The 16175-nt window shown below is 55.6% G+C and carries 15 protein-coding genes, 2 tRNA genes and 1 other RNA gene; 7 read left to right on the top strand and 11 right to left on the bottom strand.

The window, feature by feature from the left end; genetic code table 11:
• Positions 1 to 4 precede the first annotated feature (4 nt).
• Complete coding sequence (csgG, locus tag ACOTZD_RS11810) at positions 5 to 838, top strand: curli production assembly/transport protein CsgG (RefSeq protein ID WP_003858055.1); 834 nt, start codon at positions 5 to 7, stop codon at positions 836 to 838.
• 43 nt (positions 839 to 881) lie between these two features.
• On the opposite strand, the gene ACOTZD_RS11805 is transcribed toward csgG, so the two are convergent.
• From ACOTZD_RS11805 to ghrA, 4 genes are all read right to left on the bottom strand, one after another.
• Positions 882 to 1364 (bottom strand): DUF1097 domain-containing protein, encoded by a 483-nt coding sequence (locus tag ACOTZD_RS11805; RefSeq protein ID WP_057979956.1) that lies wholly within the window; start codon positions 1362 to 1364, stop codon positions 882 to 884.
• A 96-nt stretch (positions 1365 to 1460) separates the two neighbouring features.
• Positions 1461 to 2015: a TorD/DmsD family molecular chaperone gene (locus ACOTZD_RS11800; protein WP_003858059.1), complete on the bottom strand. Its 555-nt coding sequence runs from the start codon at positions 2013 to 2015 to the stop codon at positions 1461 to 1463.
• A 19-nt stretch (positions 2016 to 2034) separates the two neighbouring features.
• Positions 2035 to 2772 (bottom strand): phosphatase, encoded by a 738-nt coding sequence (locus tag ACOTZD_RS11795; RefSeq protein WP_003858061.1) that lies wholly within the window; start codon positions 2770 to 2772, stop codon positions 2035 to 2037.
• Between the two features lie 84 nt (positions 2773 to 2856).
• The gene (gene ghrA, locus ACOTZD_RS11790; RefSeq protein WP_003858063.1) at positions 2857 to 3795 is read right to left on the bottom strand and encodes a glyoxylate/hydroxypyruvate reductase GhrA; all 939 of its coding nucleotides are present in this window, start codon (positions 3793 to 3795) and stop codon (positions 2857 to 2859) included.
• A 229-nt stretch (positions 3796 to 4024) separates the two neighbouring features.
• Here ghrA and ACOTZD_RS11785 point away from each other — a divergent pair.
• Positions 4025 to 4112: transfer RNA gene (locus tag ACOTZD_RS11785), tRNA-Ser, on the top strand.
• A gap of 42 nt (positions 4113 to 4154) precedes the next feature.
• Positions 4155 to 4292, top strand: a non-coding RNA gene (locus tag ACOTZD_RS11780) — RtT sRNA.
• Positions 4293 to 4423: 131 nt separating this feature from the next.
• Here ACOTZD_RS11780 and ACOTZD_RS11775 read toward each other — a convergent pair.
• Complete coding sequence (locus tag ACOTZD_RS11775; protein ID WP_023324439.1) at positions 4424 to 5329, bottom strand: LysR family transcriptional regulator; 906 nt, start codon at positions 5327 to 5329, stop codon at positions 4424 to 4426.
• 109 nt (positions 5330 to 5438) lie between these two features.
• Here ACOTZD_RS11775 and ACOTZD_RS11770 point away from each other — a divergent pair, with 109 nt between their 5' ends.
• From ACOTZD_RS11770 to ACOTZD_RS11760, 3 genes are all read left to right on the top strand, one after another.
• A complete protein-coding gene (locus tag ACOTZD_RS11770; RefSeq protein ID WP_003858066.1) occupies positions 5439 to 6299 on the top strand; it encodes a pirin family protein in 861 nt (286 codons plus the stop codon).
• Between the two features lie 20 nt (positions 6300 to 6319).
• Entirely contained in the window at positions 6320 to 6997 is a 678-nt protein-coding gene (locus ACOTZD_RS11765; RefSeq protein ID WP_003858068.1) for an isochorismatase family protein, read from the top strand.
• 137 nt (positions 6998 to 7134) lie between these two features.
• Positions 7135 to 7222: transfer RNA gene (locus tag ACOTZD_RS11760), tRNA-Ser, on the top strand.
• Between the two features lie 475 nt (positions 7223 to 7697).
• On the opposite strand, the gene phoH is transcribed toward ACOTZD_RS11760, so the two are convergent.
• The 4 genes from phoH to efeU all read right to left on the bottom strand — a co-directional run bounded on the left by phoH (position 7698) and on the right by efeU (position 12274).
• A complete protein-coding gene (gene phoH, locus ACOTZD_RS11755; protein ID WP_003858070.1) occupies positions 7698 to 8486 on the bottom strand; it encodes a phosphate starvation-inducible protein PhoH in 789 nt (262 codons plus the stop codon).
• Positions 8487 to 8986: 500 nt separating this feature from the next.
• Complete coding sequence (gene efeB / locus ACOTZD_RS11750; protein WP_003858074.1) at positions 8987 to 10270, bottom strand: iron uptake transporter deferrochelatase/peroxidase subunit; 1284 nt, start codon at positions 10268 to 10270, stop codon at positions 8987 to 8989.
• Positions 10271 to 10273: 3 nt separating this feature from the next.
• Positions 10274 to 11401 carry an iron uptake system protein EfeO gene (gene efeO, locus ACOTZD_RS11745; protein WP_032608984.1) on the bottom strand — a complete coding sequence of 376 codons (1128 nt, stop codon included), beginning with the start codon at positions 11399 to 11401 and terminating at the stop codon, positions 10274 to 10276.
• Between the two features lie 39 nt (positions 11402 to 11440).
• A complete protein-coding gene (gene efeU, locus ACOTZD_RS11740) occupies positions 11441 to 12274 on the bottom strand; it encodes an iron uptake transporter permease EfeU (RefSeq protein ID WP_003858080.1) in 834 nt (277 codons plus the stop codon).
• Between the two features lie 251 nt (positions 12275 to 12525).
• On the opposite strand from efeU, the gene ACOTZD_RS11735 reads away from it, so the two are divergent.
• Positions 12526 to 13710, top strand: coding sequence for a NupC/NupG family nucleoside CNT transporter (locus ACOTZD_RS11735; RefSeq protein WP_023315790.1), 1185 nt, complete (start codon positions 12526 to 12528; stop codon positions 13708 to 13710).
• A gap of 82 nt (positions 13711 to 13792) precedes the next feature.
• On the opposite strand, the gene ACOTZD_RS11730 is transcribed toward ACOTZD_RS11735, so the two are convergent.
• A complete protein-coding gene (locus ACOTZD_RS11730) occupies positions 13793 to 14212 on the bottom strand; it encodes a DUF3574 domain-containing protein (RefSeq protein ID WP_047653668.1) in 420 nt (139 codons plus the stop codon).
• A gap of 71 nt (positions 14213 to 14283) precedes the next feature.
• Entirely contained in the window at positions 14284 to 15792 is a 1509-nt protein-coding gene (gene putP, locus ACOTZD_RS11725) for a sodium/proline symporter PutP (RefSeq protein ID WP_003858085.1), read from the bottom strand.
• Positions 15793 to 16175 lie beyond the last annotated feature (383 nt).

The following is a 16175-nucleotide window of genomic DNA, read 5'->3' as shown; positions in this document are numbered from 1 at the left end:
TATTATGCAGCGCTTTTTTATTTTAGTTGCAGTGTGCTTATTAAGCGGTTGTTTAACTGCCCCGCCAAAAGAAGCCGCTAAACCCACCCTGATGCCTCGTGCCCAGAGCTATCGGGATCTTACACATCTGCCGGTCCCAACCGGAAAGATATTCGTCTCGGTGTATAACATTCAGGATGAGACGGGTCAGTTCAAACCGTATCCGGCCAGTAACTTCTCGACAGCCGTACCGCAGAGCGCCACCGCGATGCTGGTTACCGCCCTGAAAGATTCTCGCTGGTTTATCCCGCTGGAACGTCAGGGGCTGCAAAACCTGCTTAACGAACGAAAAATCATTCGTGCCGCGCAGGAGAATGGTACCGTTGGTGTCAATAACCGCATGCCGCTACAGTCTCTCACCGCAGCCAATATCATGGTGGAAGGCTCGATTATCGGCTACGAAAGTAACGTGAAATCGGGTGGCGCGGGTGCGCGTTACTTTGGCATCGGGGCCGACACGCAGTATCAGCTGGACCAGATTGCCGTCAACCTGCGCGTGGTTAACGTGAGCACGGGTGAGATATTATCCTCGGTGACCACCAGCAAAACGATTCTCTCTTATGAAGTGCAGGCCGGGGTATTCCGCTTTATCGATTACCAGCGTCTGCTGGAGGGTGAAATTGGCTATACCTCTAACGAGCCGGTCATGCTGTGTCTGATGTCGGCCATCGAAACCGGCGTGATTTTCCTGATTAATGACGGTATCGATCGCGGCTTGTGGGATCTTCAGAATAAAAGTGACGTGAGTAATGCGGTGCTGGTGAAATATCGTGAGATGTCGGTGCCGCCAGAGTCATAATCAGCGGCGCAAAAAAAAGGCGAGAATTCCGTCTCGCCTTTTTTTATTTACTTACCGCAGGAACGCTCTGGCTCTTCTCGCGTCGGGCCGCAAGCCAAAGGCCGCTGTTCTTCATGGCGTAGCCAAACAGTAACCCCAGCATGAGCGAAGGGACCACCAGCTTCCAGTCCCCCTGCCCTGCAAAGGTCGCGCAGGCACCCATGAATGTGCCGGGCACAAAGGACAACAGCAGATGTTTTGCTTGAACGCACATCAGGAAGGCCACAATGCCGGTCATGGCGTACCCCAGGATTTCAAGATGCGGCGCCAGCGCGCTGCCTTTCATAATGACCAGCGCCCAGACCACGCCACTCAGTAACGTGCAGCCTGAAATAAAGAGCCCCTTGAGACCACCCTGCGGGCAGGCGAAATAGGCCGTGCAGCCAAGAAAACCAGCCCAGCTCAACAAGCCGAGAGAAACAGCCACCCAACTCCAGAGGCCGGAGAGGATGCCAGTCGTGATTGCAATACAAAGTAATATGTTCATGGTGCGCATCTTAGCAGATGCGCACCATAGAAATGAGATCAGAAGCACATTACGTGCAAGTTGAAATGTATCGTTGCAGGATTTTTGTGATTCAAGTCACTCTTCGTTCTCTTCTTCCAGCTCGTCCCACATAGCAGCGATAGCGTCACGCGTCAGCGGAGCCAGCGTTCTCCAGAATGGCGAAGTGGCGTGGGCTTCCACTTTACCCAGGAAGGTGCCAACCCACGGCAGCAGATACGTTTCGAACAGGGTCTCAATCGCCTCGTTCTCATCATCACCTGCATTATCTTCAATCCAGGAGGCCGCCAGCAGCAGGGTACCGATATGATCGGCAGGCATATCCGTCAGCGGCATGCCGCGTTCTGAAAGAAACGCCCGAACTTCCGCTTCGGTCGCACCTTCCTGCCAGGCAGAACGATACGGCGACACGCGACACTCTTCCCCCACAAACAGCGCGTTGTAATCCGTTGAAATCTGCTGCATATCGCAGCTTTTTTGCAAGCGTTCCAGCAATTCATCCTGTTCCAGCGGCCAGCTCTGCGCCAGTTTACCTTCACGAATCAGGGTAAACAGCGGAACCAGCAGCGGATCCTGCGGCTGGCGGTAATATAAGGTGCCCAGCACGCGGCAAAGGATGGAAAACTCATTCATGTTTTTATTCCGTTATTAATTAAAGATCGGCAAATTCATCAATCGGCGCCATGCCGCGCGACTCAAGGAAGTCGAGCATACGACGCGGCGTGACGTTCAGGATCTGTTCTTCCGGGAAATTCACGTCCCGCAATATTTTCAGGCACTCGCTGAAATCCCCCAGCGTGAAGGCCGTGTGTGAATCAGAGCCCAGCGCCACCATGCCGCCCGCGTCACGCACGGCCGCCGCCACTTCGCGGCAGTTGGCTTCACTGCCCTTACGCGAGTGAACAAAGGAGGAGTTGTTAATCTCCAGCGCCACGCGGTGCTTCGCTGCCGCCTGCGCCACGGCCTGAATATCAATCGGGTATTTCGGATTTCCCGGGTGGCTGATAATGTGCACGTTGCCGCTGGCAATAGTGGCAATCATCGCTGCGGTGTTGGTCTCTTTATCCTGGGGCGCAAAGACCGGCTCATGGAAGCCAGCGAGGATCAGATCTAAAGAGGTCAGCATCGGGCCGGTGCAGTCAATTTCACCGTCGGTATTTTTGATGTTCGCTTCGATGCCGCGCAGTATCCCAATACCGTCCACCAGGCGTGGCCAGATACGCATATTCACAAAATGCCAGTAGTGCGGCGCATCCGCCATATCCGGACCGTGATCGGTTATCGCAAACAGTTTGATGCCTTTCAGCTTCGCCTGAGCGATATAATCATGGAGGTTACTGTAAGCGTGGGTACTGGCGACGGTGTGCATATGCAGGTCAACGGGATACATCTTTCTCTCCTCTGCGGTTTTTCCAAAGGATAGCAGTTATCAGCGGCGAATATTAGCAAAAACCCGGCGAACGCCGGGTTTCTCTCAGTAGCCTCGCTGTCTGTCGACCTGTCCGGTCACCGCGTTGCCCTTCTCTATTTCGCTGATGGTATGCGAGATGTACGCCACGGCCTCCGCCGGTCGCGTCACGGCCGCAATATGGGGCGTCATCGCCACGCGCGGATGTGCCCAGAGCGGGCTGTCTTTTGGCAGCGGTTCGCGGCTATACACATCCAGCATTGCGCCTTTCAGTTTACCGCTATCCAGCGCTTTCAGCAGATCGTCTTCCACAACGTGTACCCCGCGCGCCAGGTTCATTAAGTAGCTGTCTTCTGCCAACTGGTTGAGGAGCGTGCCATTGATAATGCCGACCGTTTCCGCCGTATTCGGCAGCAGGTTAATGAGGACGCGAGTCCCTTTCAGGAACGCCGGGAGTTCGTCCGTTCCGGCAAAGCTCTCGACGCCCGGATACTCCTTACGGCTCCGGCTCCAGCAGCGCAGTGGGAAGCCCCACGGTGCGAGCGCTTCGGCGACTTTCGAACCCAGTACTCCCGCGCCGAGGATGCCGATGGTGAAATCTTCACGCTGATAATCCGGAAGCGGTTCCCAGTGGGATTGCTGTTTAAACGCCTGATAATCGTCGAAACGGCGGAACCAGTGCAGCACCTGGCTCACGGCATATTCCTGCATCTGCTGCCCCATACCGGTATCTTCCAGACGAAACAGGGGAATATCTTCCGGCAGCATTTCAGGGTGTGCCTTCAGCTTACTGAGAATGGAATCCACCCCCGCACCAAGAGCAAATACCGCCTTCAAACGGCGTCCCTGAAGCATTTCGACCGGGGGATGCCAGACCAGCGCGTAGTCGGCATGTTCATTATCGCCCTGTTTCCATTCGCGAACGCGTGAGCCAGGCAGTGCCGCCGTAAGCGCATTAATCCAGTAAGCCGTATCAAAAGTGGGGTGATAGAAGATAATATCCATAGTCATTGCCTTTTATTGCACTGTTTTATTTTCATTTTCAACTGGCTTGCCAGCATAACAAATTTATTGCTAAACCGCGTTGCTGATAAAAGAGGCGCATTTCGCACATTTCGGAATCAGGTTGCCTGAAGTTTGTCTAAACACGCTAAATTACTGAAAAAGTGGGTTGACGGCAGTACGGCTTTTACTTACATTAGCGCCCGTCCCGACAACAACGGGATGACAATATGGTGAGGTGTCCGAGTGGCTGAAGGAGCACGCCTGGAAAGTGTGTATACGGCAACGTATCGGGGGTTCGAATCCCCCCCTCACCGCCATATTCATGATGAGAGCTCGTACGAAAGTACGGGCTTTTTTCTTTTATATTCTCGTAAGGGGGGATGAGAACCCCCGACCGGGGTTCGGCAACTGGCGACAGCCAGTTGGACAGACTGAGAGCGTAGCGAACAGGCTGCCCGAAGGGCGAGCGAAGCGAGTCAATCCCCCCCTCACCGCCATCTTTGAAAAAGAGCTCGCATGAAAATGCGGGCTTTTTTTTCACATGTTGCACGCCTGTGGGGGATTCGAACTTTGCAGCCCCTGCGGTAATTGTGTCGGGTGGCGCTACGCTTACCCGACCTACAAAAAGCTAGTCTTCAACCATCTTTGCATACTCTTCGGTGAGAAAATCCACCAGCGTCCTGACCGATGGCAGCAGGCCGCGCCGGGAAGGATACACCGCATGGATCACTTCCCGTCTGGGTTCCCAGGCATTCAGCACCCGAACAAGTTCACCTGAAGCCAGCTGATCCTTCACCATCAAAATGGGCAGCTGTACCACGCCCACGCCCGCCATCGCTGCCTCCCGCAGCGCCAGCATGTCGGTAGTCACCAGGCGCGGCGTGAAGTGAATTTCTGCCTTTGCGCCCTCCGGACCGTTCAATTCCCACTTATGCAGGTGCTTGCCCGCCCCCATACTTAACCCCGGCCACTCGCTGAGTTCAGAGGGCATCGCCGGGTTGCCCATCCGTTCAATCAGTGCCGGCCCGGCAACCAGACAGTGTCCCCTGTCCGCCAGCACCCTTAATACCAGATCGCTGTCATCAAACGGGCGCGGACGAACGCGGATCGCCACATCCACCCCCTCCGCCACCAGATCGACCCGGCGGTTGGTGGCTTCGAGCTGAAGGTTGATCCCCGGATAGCGCGCCATAAACCGCGCCAGCATGGGCCCCACGTGAACGTGCAGCAAGGTGACAGGACAGGTGATCCGGACCATACCACGCGGCTCAGCCTGTAAAGCAGCCACCGCCTCCTCCGCAGCTTCAGCCTCCACCAGCATAGCTTTACAGTGCTGATAGAATGTCTGCCCCACCTCCGTCACCGCAAACTGCCGCGTGGTACGTTGTATCAACCGAACACCCAGGCGTTCCTCCAGCTGCGCAATCCGACGGCTCAGTTTCGACTTAGGCTGATCGAGCGCCCGACCCGCCGCTGCAAAGCCGCCATGCTCCACCACCTTCACAAACCATACGAAATCATTGAGGTCCTGCATACGCCTCCATTGTTCCATTTAAGGAACAGTGAATGTCATTTTTGCTATCTACCGGGATATTAACCCTGAATATAAGCTAATTCCATCAACAGGACATCAGGAGTTAATCATGAAAAACGTAACAGGCGTGTATACCGCACCTCGTCCGCACTGGGTCGGTGACGGTTTTCCGGTTCGTTCGATGTTTTCTTACCAGACGCATGGCGAGCCCCTGAGCCCGTTCCTGCTGCTGGACTACGCCGGACCGCATACCTTCCCGGCGGATGGCGCGAAACGCGGCGTGGGCGAGCATCCTCATCGCGGTTTTGAAACGGTAACCATCGTCTACTCAGGCGAAGTGGAGCACCGTGATTCAACCGGCAGAGGCGGCGTTATTGGTCCAGGTGACGTGCAGTGGATGACGGCGGGCGCAGGCATTTTGCACGAGGAGTTCCACTCCAGCGCGTTTTCGCAGAAAGGCGGTGAACTGAAAATGATGCAGCTGTGGGTCAACCTGCCCGCCAAAGACAAAATGGCGACGCCTGGCTACCAGAGCATCACTCAGGCGGATATCCCGGTGGTCACCCTGCCGGATAACAGCGGAACATTGCGCGTGATTGCTGGCCGCTTTGGAGAGGTAACCGGCCCGGCGCATACCTTCTCACCGCTGAACGTGTGGGATCTCGCGCTGCATCAGGGTAGCCACCTGACGCTTAATCAGCCCGAAGGCTGGAGCACGGCGCTGGTTGTCGTTGAAGGCAGCGTGACGGTGAACGGCACCACGCCTGCCGGTGAGGCGCAACTGGTCGTGCTGAGCCAGAGCGGTGACAAACTGCATCTCGAAGCCAGCAGCGATGCCAAAGTGCTGCTGATGGCCGGGGAGCCGCTGAATGAACCCATCGTGGGCTATGGCCCGTTTGTGATGAACAGTAAAACCGAAATCGCCGAGGCTATTCGCGATTTTAACTCCGGCCGCTTTGGCCAAATCTAAACGTAATAAAGGAGCGCATTATGTCTACCCCTGCAAACTTCAACGGTGCACGTCCCGTTATTGACGTAAACGATGCCGTTATGCTGCTTATCGATCACCAGAGCGGGCTGTTCCAGACCGTTGGAGACATGCCAATGCCTGAGCTGCGCGCCCGTGCAGCAGCGCTGGCAAAAATCGCCTCGCTGGCGAAGATCCCGGTGATCACCACGGCGTCGGTTCCACAGGGACCGAACGGCCCGCTTATCCCGGAGATCCACGCCAACGCGCCGCACGCACAGTATGTCGCACGCAAGGGTGAGATCAACGCCTGGGATAACCCGGAGTTCGTGGCGGCGGTGAAAGCCACCGGGCGCAAAACGCTGATTATCGCGGGGACGATCACCAGCGTCTGCATGGCCTTCCCGTCCATCAGCGCGGTGGCGGACGGATATAAAGTGTTTGCGGTGATTGATGCCTCCGGCACCTACAGCAAAATGGCGCAGGAGATCACCCTGGCGCGCGTGGTGCAGGCAGGCGTGGTGCCGATGGACACGGCTGCTGTTGCTTCCGAAATTCAGCGCACGTGGAACCGTGAAGATGCGGGTGAATGGGCAGAGGTGTACACACACATCTTCCCTGCCTACCAGCTGCTGATCGAAAGCTACAGCAAAGCGCAGGACGTGGTGAAAAATAGCGAAGTGCTCGATTCGCAGCGTTAATCCTGCGCGCTGCGACATAAGCTGATTAAGGCTTAACCGAACAAGCACGAATGCTGAAAATCTGCTTGACCGTTTTAGCGCAACTCCCTATAGTAGCGCCCCGTTGCCCCCCAAGCGGTCAGGCAGCAAAACAATATGGTGAGGTGTCCGAGTGGCTGAAGGAGCACGCCTGGAAAGTGTGTATACGGCAACGTATCGGGGGTTCGAATCCCCCCCTCACCGCCATATTTGAAGAAGAGCTCGCATGAAAATACGGGCTTTTTTTTCGCATGTTGTACGCCTTTGGGGGGAATGAGAGCCCCCGACCGGGGTTCGACAACTGGCGCAGCCAGTTGGACAGACTGAGAGCGTAGCGAACAGGCTGCCCGCAGGGCGAGCGCAGCGAGTCAATCCCCCCCTCACCGCCATATTTGAAGAAGAGCTCGCATGAAAATGCGGGCTTTTTTTTTGCATGTTGTACGCCTTTGTGGGGAATGAGAACCCCCGACCGGGGTTCGACAACTGGCGCAGCCAGTTGGACAGACTGAGAGCGAAGCGAACAGGCTGCCCGCAGGGCGAGCGCAGCGAGTCAATCCCCCCGGTGCTATATGCAGTTCGGTGCGGCCTGAGCCCCTCACCCTAACCCTCTCCCCAGGGAAGAGGGGATAAAATGCACAAAAAACAAAGCCCGGTTTCCCGGGCCTTGAACACAACAGCATATTCAATAATACGCTTGTAGCGTGCGCTGGCAGAGCGCCGAGCGGACGCAGTCCTCTTTTGTGAAGCGGACCACCCCTATCATCTCATCTTCCTCAAAACGTGACATGGCATCGCTCAGGCCGGACTTCACGCCCGACGGCAGGTCACACTGGGTAATATCGCCGTTGACGATCACCGTCACGTTCTCCCCGAGGCGCGTTAAAAACATCTTCATTTGCGCAGCGGTCACGTTCTGAGCCTCGTCAAGAATAACGACCGCATTTTCAAATGTACGTCCGCGCATATAGGCGAACGGCGCGATTTCCACCTTGCCAATCTCTGGTCGCAGGCAGTACTGCATAAAGGAAGCGCCCAACCGCTTCACCAGCACGTCATAGACGGGCCTGAAGTACGGGGCAAACTTCTCGGAAATATCGCCGGGCAGGAAGCCCAGATCTTCATCCGCTTGCAGTACCGGACGGGTAACGATGATCCTTTCCACGTCCTTATGAATCAGCGCCTCCGCCGCTTTGGCGGCGCTGATCCAGGTTTTCCCGCATCCGGCTTCCCCGGTTGCAAAGATGAGCTGTTTACTCTCGATAGCATTCAGGTAGTGCGCCTGAGCTTCATTTCGCGCCACAATTGGCGATGCATCGCGGCTGTCCCGCGCCATGCCAATCGATTCTACGCCGCTCATCTGCACAAGCGAGGTGACCGATTCTTCTTCACGCTGTTTATGACTACGTGAATCCCGTCTCAGCACACGTTTTGCTTCGCGACGAGCTTTGATCACTGCTTTCTGTCTTCCCATGGATAGCACCTTGAGTTGTTGGTATTCATCACACGCGCCAGCATCGGCACGATTATGCGCACGAACATCAGAGGGTTGGCTTCCTTGTAAGCCATTGCTTGCATTACCGGATGACGATATACAACGGCTACGCGCACCGTTATGCACGTCGGTAGAAAAAGGTTGTTGAGGTGAAGGAGAGAATTTGGTGGTGAAGAAATCGCTGCCGGAGTCTGAGCCTCCGCGCCGGGTACTGCGGTTGATGTGTTTACCTTGTCCAGTACAGGACGCAACCATTCGCGATCTCCATAGTGAGTTAACATCACTGCCGGGAACTACCGCTGTCTTCTCTTAAGTACATCAGGAATTATCATAAATGCAACATTTATTTTACCTGAATGCAACTTTTCGGACTGCCCCTACATGGAAAATCAGTCTTATATAGAAATATTACAGAAATATAACAATAAGATAGTCTGGAAAAAAAATAATGTCCCCGCGAACTGTCGCGGGGACGATTATCAGGCTTCTATGAGACCCTGAGCGAGCCAGGCGTTCGCGTCACGCGCGCCGGGCAGGGCAAAGAAATAGCCGCCGCCGATGGGCTTAATGTACTCTTCCAGCGCTTCGCCGTTGAGCCGCTTCTGCACGGTGAGGAATCCCTTCTCCAGATCGTGCTGATAGCAGACAAACAGCAGTCCCATATCAAGCTGCCCGGAGTTGGTCACCCCCAGCGAGTAGCTGTAACCCCTGCGCATCATCAGGCTGGATTGCGTCTCTTTGGTGCGAGGATTGGCGAGGCGAATATGGCTGTCCAGCGCGATGACATCCCCGTTCGGATCGCGGGCGTAGTCGGGTTCATCGTGCTCGAGCTTCATGCCGAGCGGTGCGCCGGTTTGCTTATCGCGGCCGAAGATAGTCTGCTGCTCTTTCAGCGGCGTGCGGTCCCAGAACTCCACGTGAAACTGAATGATACGCACCGCCTGATAGCTGCCGCCCACCGCCCAAGCCGGTTCGCCCTGATCCGCCGTAACCCAGACCACCTTGTTCATCAACGCGGTATTGCTGCTGTCCGGGTTGGCGGTACCGTCTTTGAAGCCCAGCAGGTTGACCGGCGTCTCTTTCCCTTTACTGCGCGCGGCGTGGTCAGAGATAAAACCTTCCCGCTTCCAGCGCACGCTCAGCAGATCCGGGGTGTGCTTGATAATATCGCGCAGGGCGTGGATCACCGTATCCTGGGTATTAGCGCAGATCTGCAACAGCAGATCGCCGTGGCACAGCGCCGCGTCGAGAGAATCATTCGGGAATCGCGTCATTTTTTGCAGCGCTTTCGGCTTCTGCTTCGCCAGACCGTAGCGATCATCAAATAGTGATTCCCCCACCGACACGGTGATGGTCAGATTATCGGGAGCGATAAACGCCCCGAGGATCCCGGAATCCATCGGCGGCAGGCGCGGATTCGGTGTTTCCGGTGCCGGACCGCCGGCTGTGAGGAAGGCAATGCGCGTGGTTAATAGCCTGAACAGACGCTCAAGGTCGGCCTTATCACTCGCCAACGAATCGAAAGCCACCAGCATCATCGAGGCCTGCTGCGGCGTCAGGATCCCCGCCTGGTGCTCACCATAAAACGGCTGCGTTTCCATACGCGCGTCCGGGGAGAGCGTGCCGGGGGCGCTTTGCGGTTTTGCCGCATGCGCCACCGGACAGCCGCCCGCCAGGGCAAACGCGCCGCCCAGCGCCCCTACCCCTTTTAACAACCGACGTCGGGAAGGTTCCGCCACGTCGTACTCGTCATGCTCGTTCATCGCTTAATCCAGACCCAGTACGCCACGCAGCAGGGAGAGATCTTCCGCCAGCGTCGTAATCGGGCCTTTCAGCGCGTTACGATCAGCATCGGTCAGCTTGTCGTAGGTTTCGAACCCGTCTTTGGTGCGGTATTTCGCCAGGATAGCGTCAACTTTCTTAAAATTGGCATCCACTTTCGCCAGCAGTTCGCCGTTCTCTTTTTGCAACTGTGGCCGCAGCAGATCGACAATTTTCTGTGCGCCGTCGACGTTTGCCTGGAAGTCCCACAGGTCGGTGTGGCTGTAACGATCTTCTTCACCGCTGATTTTGCTGGCGGCTACTTCTTCAATCAGACCCGCTGCGCCACCCACCACTTTCGACGGTGGGAATGCCAGCTCGCTGATGCGTTTTTGCAGCTCCAGCACGTCGCTGTTGAGCTGCTCGGCGTATTTCTCCATCCCCCTGGTGGAGTTATCGCCAAACAGGGCTTTTTCCAGACGGTGGAAGCCGGTGAATTTCGGATCGGCGGCCTTCTGCTCGTAGTCGTCTTCACGGGCGTCAATGCTGCCATCGAGGTCAGAGAACAGCTCGGCAATCGGCTCGATGCGCTCGTAGTGCTGACGTGTAGGCGCATACAGGGATTTCGCTTTTTCGATATCGCCCGCTTTCACCGCGTCGGTAAAGGCTTTGGTGCCTGCCACCAGGTCCGCCGTCTCTTTGGTGACGTAGGCTTTATAGGCGGTAATAGCGTCGCCGAGACTCAGCAGCGCCGTGCCTTTGGCCGCGTCCGCCGTCGCTGCGCCTTTGACGATCAGCTTACCTTTCGGGTTAGTCAGCAGGCCGCAGGTCATGTCATATTCCCCGGGCTGAAGATTTGCGGTCATCTTCTGGCTGAAGCCCGGCGCGATATTCTCGCGCTCTTCCACCACCATCACGCCTTTCAGGATTTCCCACTCCAGCGCCTTCTGGCTGTGGTTCTGAATAATAAACTGGGTTTTACCGCTGTTAACCGTGATGGTCATCGGCTCACACTGTTTATCGTTGACGGTGACTTTGACCTGCGGAATATCTGCTGCCTGAGCGGCGAAGGCAGACACGAACAGCGCGGCGATGCCTGCGCATAACGCACTACGACGGAACTGAATGGCCATGACTCTTCCCTTTAAAGTATGTTGTAACTAAAACAGCACTTACGGCGCAACGCGCGACGTCTGCGAGCCGGTACGCGGCGGCATAGCGAACAGGATCAGCGCCGGAACCAGATAGATAAAGTACATCGCCACTTCGCTGACGCTCGGCGTTTCCTGGTAGCCGAAGATCCCTTCAAGCAGGGTACCGGTCAGTGAATGGGTCGACAGGACGTTGCTGAGATCGAACGCCACGTCCTGGAAGTGGTTCCACAGGCCCGCTTCGTGGAAGGCGCGGATCGCCCCTGCCGCCAGTCCCGCGGCCACCAGCAGAATAAACAGGCTGGTCCACTTGAAGAACGCGCCCAGGTTAAGACGAATGCCGCCCCAGTAGAGCAGGAAACCAAGCACAACCGCCGTGGCCAGCCCGAGCATCGCGCCCAGCGGCGGCCAGATGCCCACGTCCTGCTGAAAAGCCGCGAGCAGGAAGAACACGGACTCCAGGCCTTCACGCGCCACGGCGAAAAAGACCATCATGATCAGCGCCCAGCCGTGGTGGTTGCCTTTTTGCAGGGCGTTATCCACCGCCTGCTCAAGCTGTACCTTCACGTTACGGGAAACTTTGCGCATCCAGAACACCATCCAGGTGAGGATCACCACCGCTATTACGGCAACAATGCCTTCAAACAGCTCCTGCTCTTTCTGCGGAAATTCACCAGTGGTTTCGTTGATAAGAATACCCAGCCCCAGGCAGAGCGCCGCGGCAAGGAAAACGCCAACCCACATCACGCCAATCCAGCGTCCGCGCTGGGTACGCTTCAGATAACTGGCGATAAGGCTAACAATCAGGGCCGCTTCAAGGCCTTCACGTAACATAATGAGAAAAGGAACAAACATGCCGACACCTTAAATGTTTATCGCGGTCAACTGATGCAAAGAAAGGTAAATTCTTGTGATAGTGATTATCATTACGGCAACAAGAAAAACAAGCGAAATGTGTTGCGTTTTGATGACCAGATGTAAACGCATTGCGGAGTAATAATTGCCTGAGTAACCGTTGCGTTTATAAGGTATAACGAAAATGCCCATTTACGGTTAACCGGGGCTGTGGCTAAATGTCCACCTCGAAAACCAACTGAAAATAAACCATGTTTAAAATTGTCCATTTCCTGCTGGCGCTGGTGATTATTCTTGCGCTTGCCTGGCTGGTGAGTTTCGACCGCCGAAAAGTTCGTATTCGTTTCGTTTTACAGCTGATCGTGATTGAAATTGCGCTGGCGTTCTTTTTCCTGCATGCAGAAAGCGGTCTGTTTATTATTAAATACGTCTCCGGTTTCTTTGAGTCGCTGCTTAAATTCGCTGCCGAAGGGACGAATTTTGTCTTTGGCGGGATGGGTGAAAAAGGGCTGGCGTTTATTTTCCTTGGCGTGCTCTGCCCCATTATTTTTATCTCAGCGTTGATCGGTATTCTTCAGCACTGGCGCATTCTGCCGATCTTTATTCGGGTGATCGGGACGCTGCTGTCAAAACTGAACGGCATGGGCAAGCTGGAATCCTTCAACGCGGTGAGCTCGCTGATCCTCGGTCAGTCGGAAAACTTTATTGCCTACAAGGGCGTACTCGGGGATCTCTCCTCACGTCGTCTGTTTACGATGGCTGCCACGGCTATGTCGACGGTGTCGCTGTCGATTGTCGGGGCCTATATGACCATGCTCGACGCCAAATTTGTCGTCGCGGCGCTGATCCTGAACATGTTCAGCACCTTTATTATTCTTTCGGTCATTAACCCGACCCGCCCGGAAGCGGAGCCGGATATCAAGCTGGAAAAACTGCACGAATCCCAGAGCTTCTTTGAAATGCTGGGCGAGTATATTCTGGCCGGTTTTAAGGTGGCAATGATTATTCTGGCGATGCTGATTGGTTTTATCGCCCTTATTAGCGCCGTTAACGCCCTCTTCTCCAGCATATTTGGCATGAGCTTCCAGCAGATTCTGGGTTATGTGTTTTATCCGCTGGCGTGGCTTATTGGTATTCCGTTGAGCGATGCCTTAAACGCGGGGAGCATTATGGCAACTAAACTGGTGGCGAATGAATTTGTGGCGATGATCGAGCTGCAAAAAATTGCCCATCAAATGTCACCTCGCGGGCTGGGTATTTTGTCCGTGTTCCTGGTGTCGTTCGCTAACTTTGCTTCCATTGGCATTGTGGCGGGGGCAATAAAAGGTCTGAACGAGCAGCAGGGCAACGTGGTGTCGCGGTTTGGTTTGCGTCTGGTGTACGGCGCGACGCTGGTGAGCCTGCTTTCGGCGAGCTTTGCGGGGTTGGTGTTGTAAGTTTTGTGCGGTTAATGCCCGGCGGCGCTTCGCTTGCACGGGCCTACGATACTACAACGGCGGGATTTCCCGCCGTTTTTCATTAAAACTGCACGCACACCGGCTGGTCAACCCGCATCACCGACTCCTGCGCGAAGCGTGACTTATAGATCCCGCGCAACGCTTCAATATTCTTCTCACTCTGCGCATCTTTCCCGTAGATCAGCATCAGCGCCTTGCTCGGCTCGCGCGCCACCTTGCCGTCGTTACCCAGCCACTGACCACGGGCATCAAACACCGTTAAGCCATCGCGAAAACGCGGCGTCACGTCCTGGTCAACAAACTGCTGCCACTCGCTGCCGGTAATCTGCGCCCCTGCCGGGCGATTCAAGCCAAAATAGAGCGTGGTCTGCTGCATCTGGTTATCCGCTTTGCAGGTTTCCACCGGCACGTGCTGCGCGGGTGCGTTACAGCCCGCCAGCATCACGAATGCTGCCACCATTAACCCTGTTTTAATTCTCATTGATGAAGACTCACATAGGTGAAAGGACTATCCCCTCTCCCCACCGGGGAGAGGGTTAGGGTGAGGGGAGATTACTCAGCCTGAAGCTTAGTCGGCGGCGCAGTGTGGTAGTGCGCGTCGGCTTCCGCAAAGCGTTTCTGCATGGAGGCAGACGGTGCTTTACCCAGCAGGCTGAAGACAACGATACCGATGCTGCCGAAGATGAAGCCAGGAATGATTTCGTACAGGCCCAGCCAGGCGAACTGTTTCCAGACGATAACGGTCACCGCACCAATAATCATCCCCGCCAGCGCGCCGTTGCGGGTCATGCGTGACCACATGACGGAGAACAGGACTACCGGCCCAAACGCGGCACCGAAGCCCGCCCACGCGTAGCTCACCAGCCCCAGCACGCGGTTTTCCGGGTTTGCTGCCAGCGCAATCGCCACCAGCGCAACCAGCAGCACCATAAAACGCCCTACCCACACCAGCTCTTTCTGGCTCGCGCCCTTACGCAGGAACGCTTTGTAGAGGTCTTCGGTGATGGCGCTGGAGCACACCAGCAGCTGACAGCTCAGGGTGGACATCACCGCAGCCAGGATCGCGGAGAGCAGAATACCGGCAATCCAAGGGTTAAACAGAATCTGCGCCAGTTCGATGAACACGCGCTCGGCGTTCTGGTTCACCGCGCCCGCCTGCGCCGGGTTGTTGTTAAAGTACGCAATGCCGAAGAAGCCAACCGCGCACGCGCCCGCCAGACACAGGATCATCCACGTCATGCTGATGCGACGCGCGTGAACGATGGTATGGTGAGAATCCGCCGCCATAAAGCGCGCCAGAATGTGCGGCTGACCGAAGTAGCCCAGGCCCCAGCCCATCAGGGAGACGATGGCGACAAAGTTCAGCCCTTTCAGCATATCGACGTTTTCAATGCTCTTCTGCTTGATCACTTCCAGCGATTCGCCAAAGCCGCCGACGGTGAAAATGACAATCACCGGAGTCAGGATCAGGGCGAAGATCATCAAGCTCGCCTGCACGGTGTCGGTCCAGCTTACCGCCAGGAATCCGCCCACGAAGGTATAGAGGATGGTCGCGGCCGCACCGGCCCACAGGGCGGTTTCATAGCTCATGCCGAAAGTACTTTCGAACAGACGCGCGCCCGCCACGATGCCGGAAGCACAGTAGATGGTGAAGAACAGCAGGATCACCACCGCAGAGATAATGCGCAGGATACGGCTGTTATCTTCAAAGCGTCCGGTGAAGTAGTCCGGCAGCGTCAGCGCGTTGTTGTTGGCTTCGGTATGCACACGCAGACGGCCTGCTACCAGCTTCCAGTTGATCCATGCGCCAACGGTCAGGCCGATGGCGATCCAGCTTTCGGAGATACCGGAGATGAAAATCGCGCCCGGCAGCCCCATCAGCAGCCAGCCGCTCATGTCGGAAGCGCCCGCAGAGAGTGCGGTGACCATCGGGCCTAAGCTGCGCCCGCCGAGGATGTAGTCGTCAAAGTTTTTAGTGGAACGCCATGCCAAAAACCCTATCAGGATCATGCCAAAAATATAAACGAGAAATGTCACCAGCATCGGTGTGCTAATAGCCATTCAAATTCTCCAAAATGTCGAGCGACAACCGTCCGGGTTGCCTTGTTATGTCATCACCGGAACGTAGTGATGTGTGTATGTGTTTCCGTTGGGCGCGCTATCCTGCCGTATACGCATCCCACTGACAAACGATTTAACACTGCATTTACATGAATTTCATCCCTGGTTTTATACGTCTTTCCTATAGGTTGCACTCGCTCACGCTTTTACGGGTTGCACCTTTAAAAAGTGTTAAGCACCGCATAAAAACTGGGCTCAGAAACGGCCGCACGTTCTTTTTCACAGCTAACTAATCCTTAACAATCCATTCATTTTCCAGCTTGCAGACCAGGTCACATTTAACACGGTTGCACAAAGTTGCAACATGGTGGATATTTCACGCT

The sequence above is a fragment of the Enterobacter cloacae complex sp. SHL022 genome (assembly GCF_049237785.1).
Taxonomy (GTDB): Bacteria; Pseudomonadota; Gammaproteobacteria; order Enterobacterales; family Enterobacteriaceae; genus Enterobacter; species Enterobacter hormaechei_C.
This window is presented reverse-complemented; position numbering and strand designations above follow the sequence as displayed.

Excerpts from the sequence above, each read along its gene's own strand:
- ACOTZD_RS11795 (WP_003858061.1), bottom strand. The coding sequence starts at position 2,772 with ATGTATCCCGTTGACCTGCATATGCACACCGTCGCCAGTACCCACGCT.
- putP (WP_003858085.1), bottom strand. The coding sequence starts at position 15,792 with ATGGCTATTAGCACACCGATGCTGGTGACATTTCTCGTTTATATTTTT.
- phoH (WP_003858070.1), bottom strand. The coding sequence starts at position 8,486 with ATGGGAAGACAGAAAGCAGTGATCAAAGCTCGTCGCGAAGCAAAACGT.
- ACOTZD_RS11765 (WP_003858068.1), top strand. The coding sequence starts at position 6,320 with ATGTCTACCCCTGCAAACTTCAACGGTGCACGTCCCGTTATTGACGTA.
- ACOTZD_RS11805 (WP_057979956.1), bottom strand. The coding sequence starts at position 1,364 with ATGAACATATTACTTTGTATTGCAATCACGACTGGCATCCTCTCCGGC.
- efeO (WP_032608984.1), bottom strand. The coding sequence starts at position 11,401 with ATGGCCATTCAGTTCCGTCGTAGTGCGTTATGCGCAGGCATCGCCGCG.
- ACOTZD_RS11800 (WP_003858059.1), bottom strand. The coding sequence starts at position 2,015 with ATGAATGAGTTTTCCATCCTTTGCCGCGTGCTGGGCACCTTATATTAC.
- efeB (WP_003858074.1), bottom strand. The coding sequence starts at position 10,270 with ATGAACGAGCATGACGAGTACGACGTGGCGGAACCTTCCCGACGTCGG.
- efeU (WP_003858080.1), bottom strand. The coding sequence starts at position 12,274 with ATGTTTGTTCCTTTTCTCATTATGTTACGTGAAGGCCTTGAAGCGGCC.
- ghrA (WP_003858063.1), bottom strand. The coding sequence starts at position 3,795 with ATGGATATTATCTTCTATCACCCCACTTTTGATACGGCTTACTGGATT.
- ACOTZD_RS11770 (WP_003858066.1), top strand. The coding sequence starts at position 5,439 with ATGAAAAACGTAACAGGCGTGTATACCGCACCTCGTCCGCACTGGGTC.
- csgG (WP_003858055.1), top strand. The coding sequence starts at position 5 with ATGCAGCGCTTTTTTATTTTAGTTGCAGTGTGCTTATTAAGCGGTTGT.
- ACOTZD_RS11735 (WP_023315790.1), top strand. The coding sequence starts at position 12,526 with ATGTTTAAAATTGTCCATTTCCTGCTGGCGCTGGTGATTATTCTTGCG.
- ACOTZD_RS11775 (WP_023324439.1), bottom strand. The coding sequence starts at position 5,329 with ATGCAGGACCTCAATGATTTCGTATGGTTTGTGAAGGTGGTGGAGCAT.
- ACOTZD_RS11730 (WP_047653668.1), bottom strand. The coding sequence starts at position 14,212 with ATGAGAATTAAAACAGGGTTAATGGTGGCAGCATTCGTGATGCTGGCG.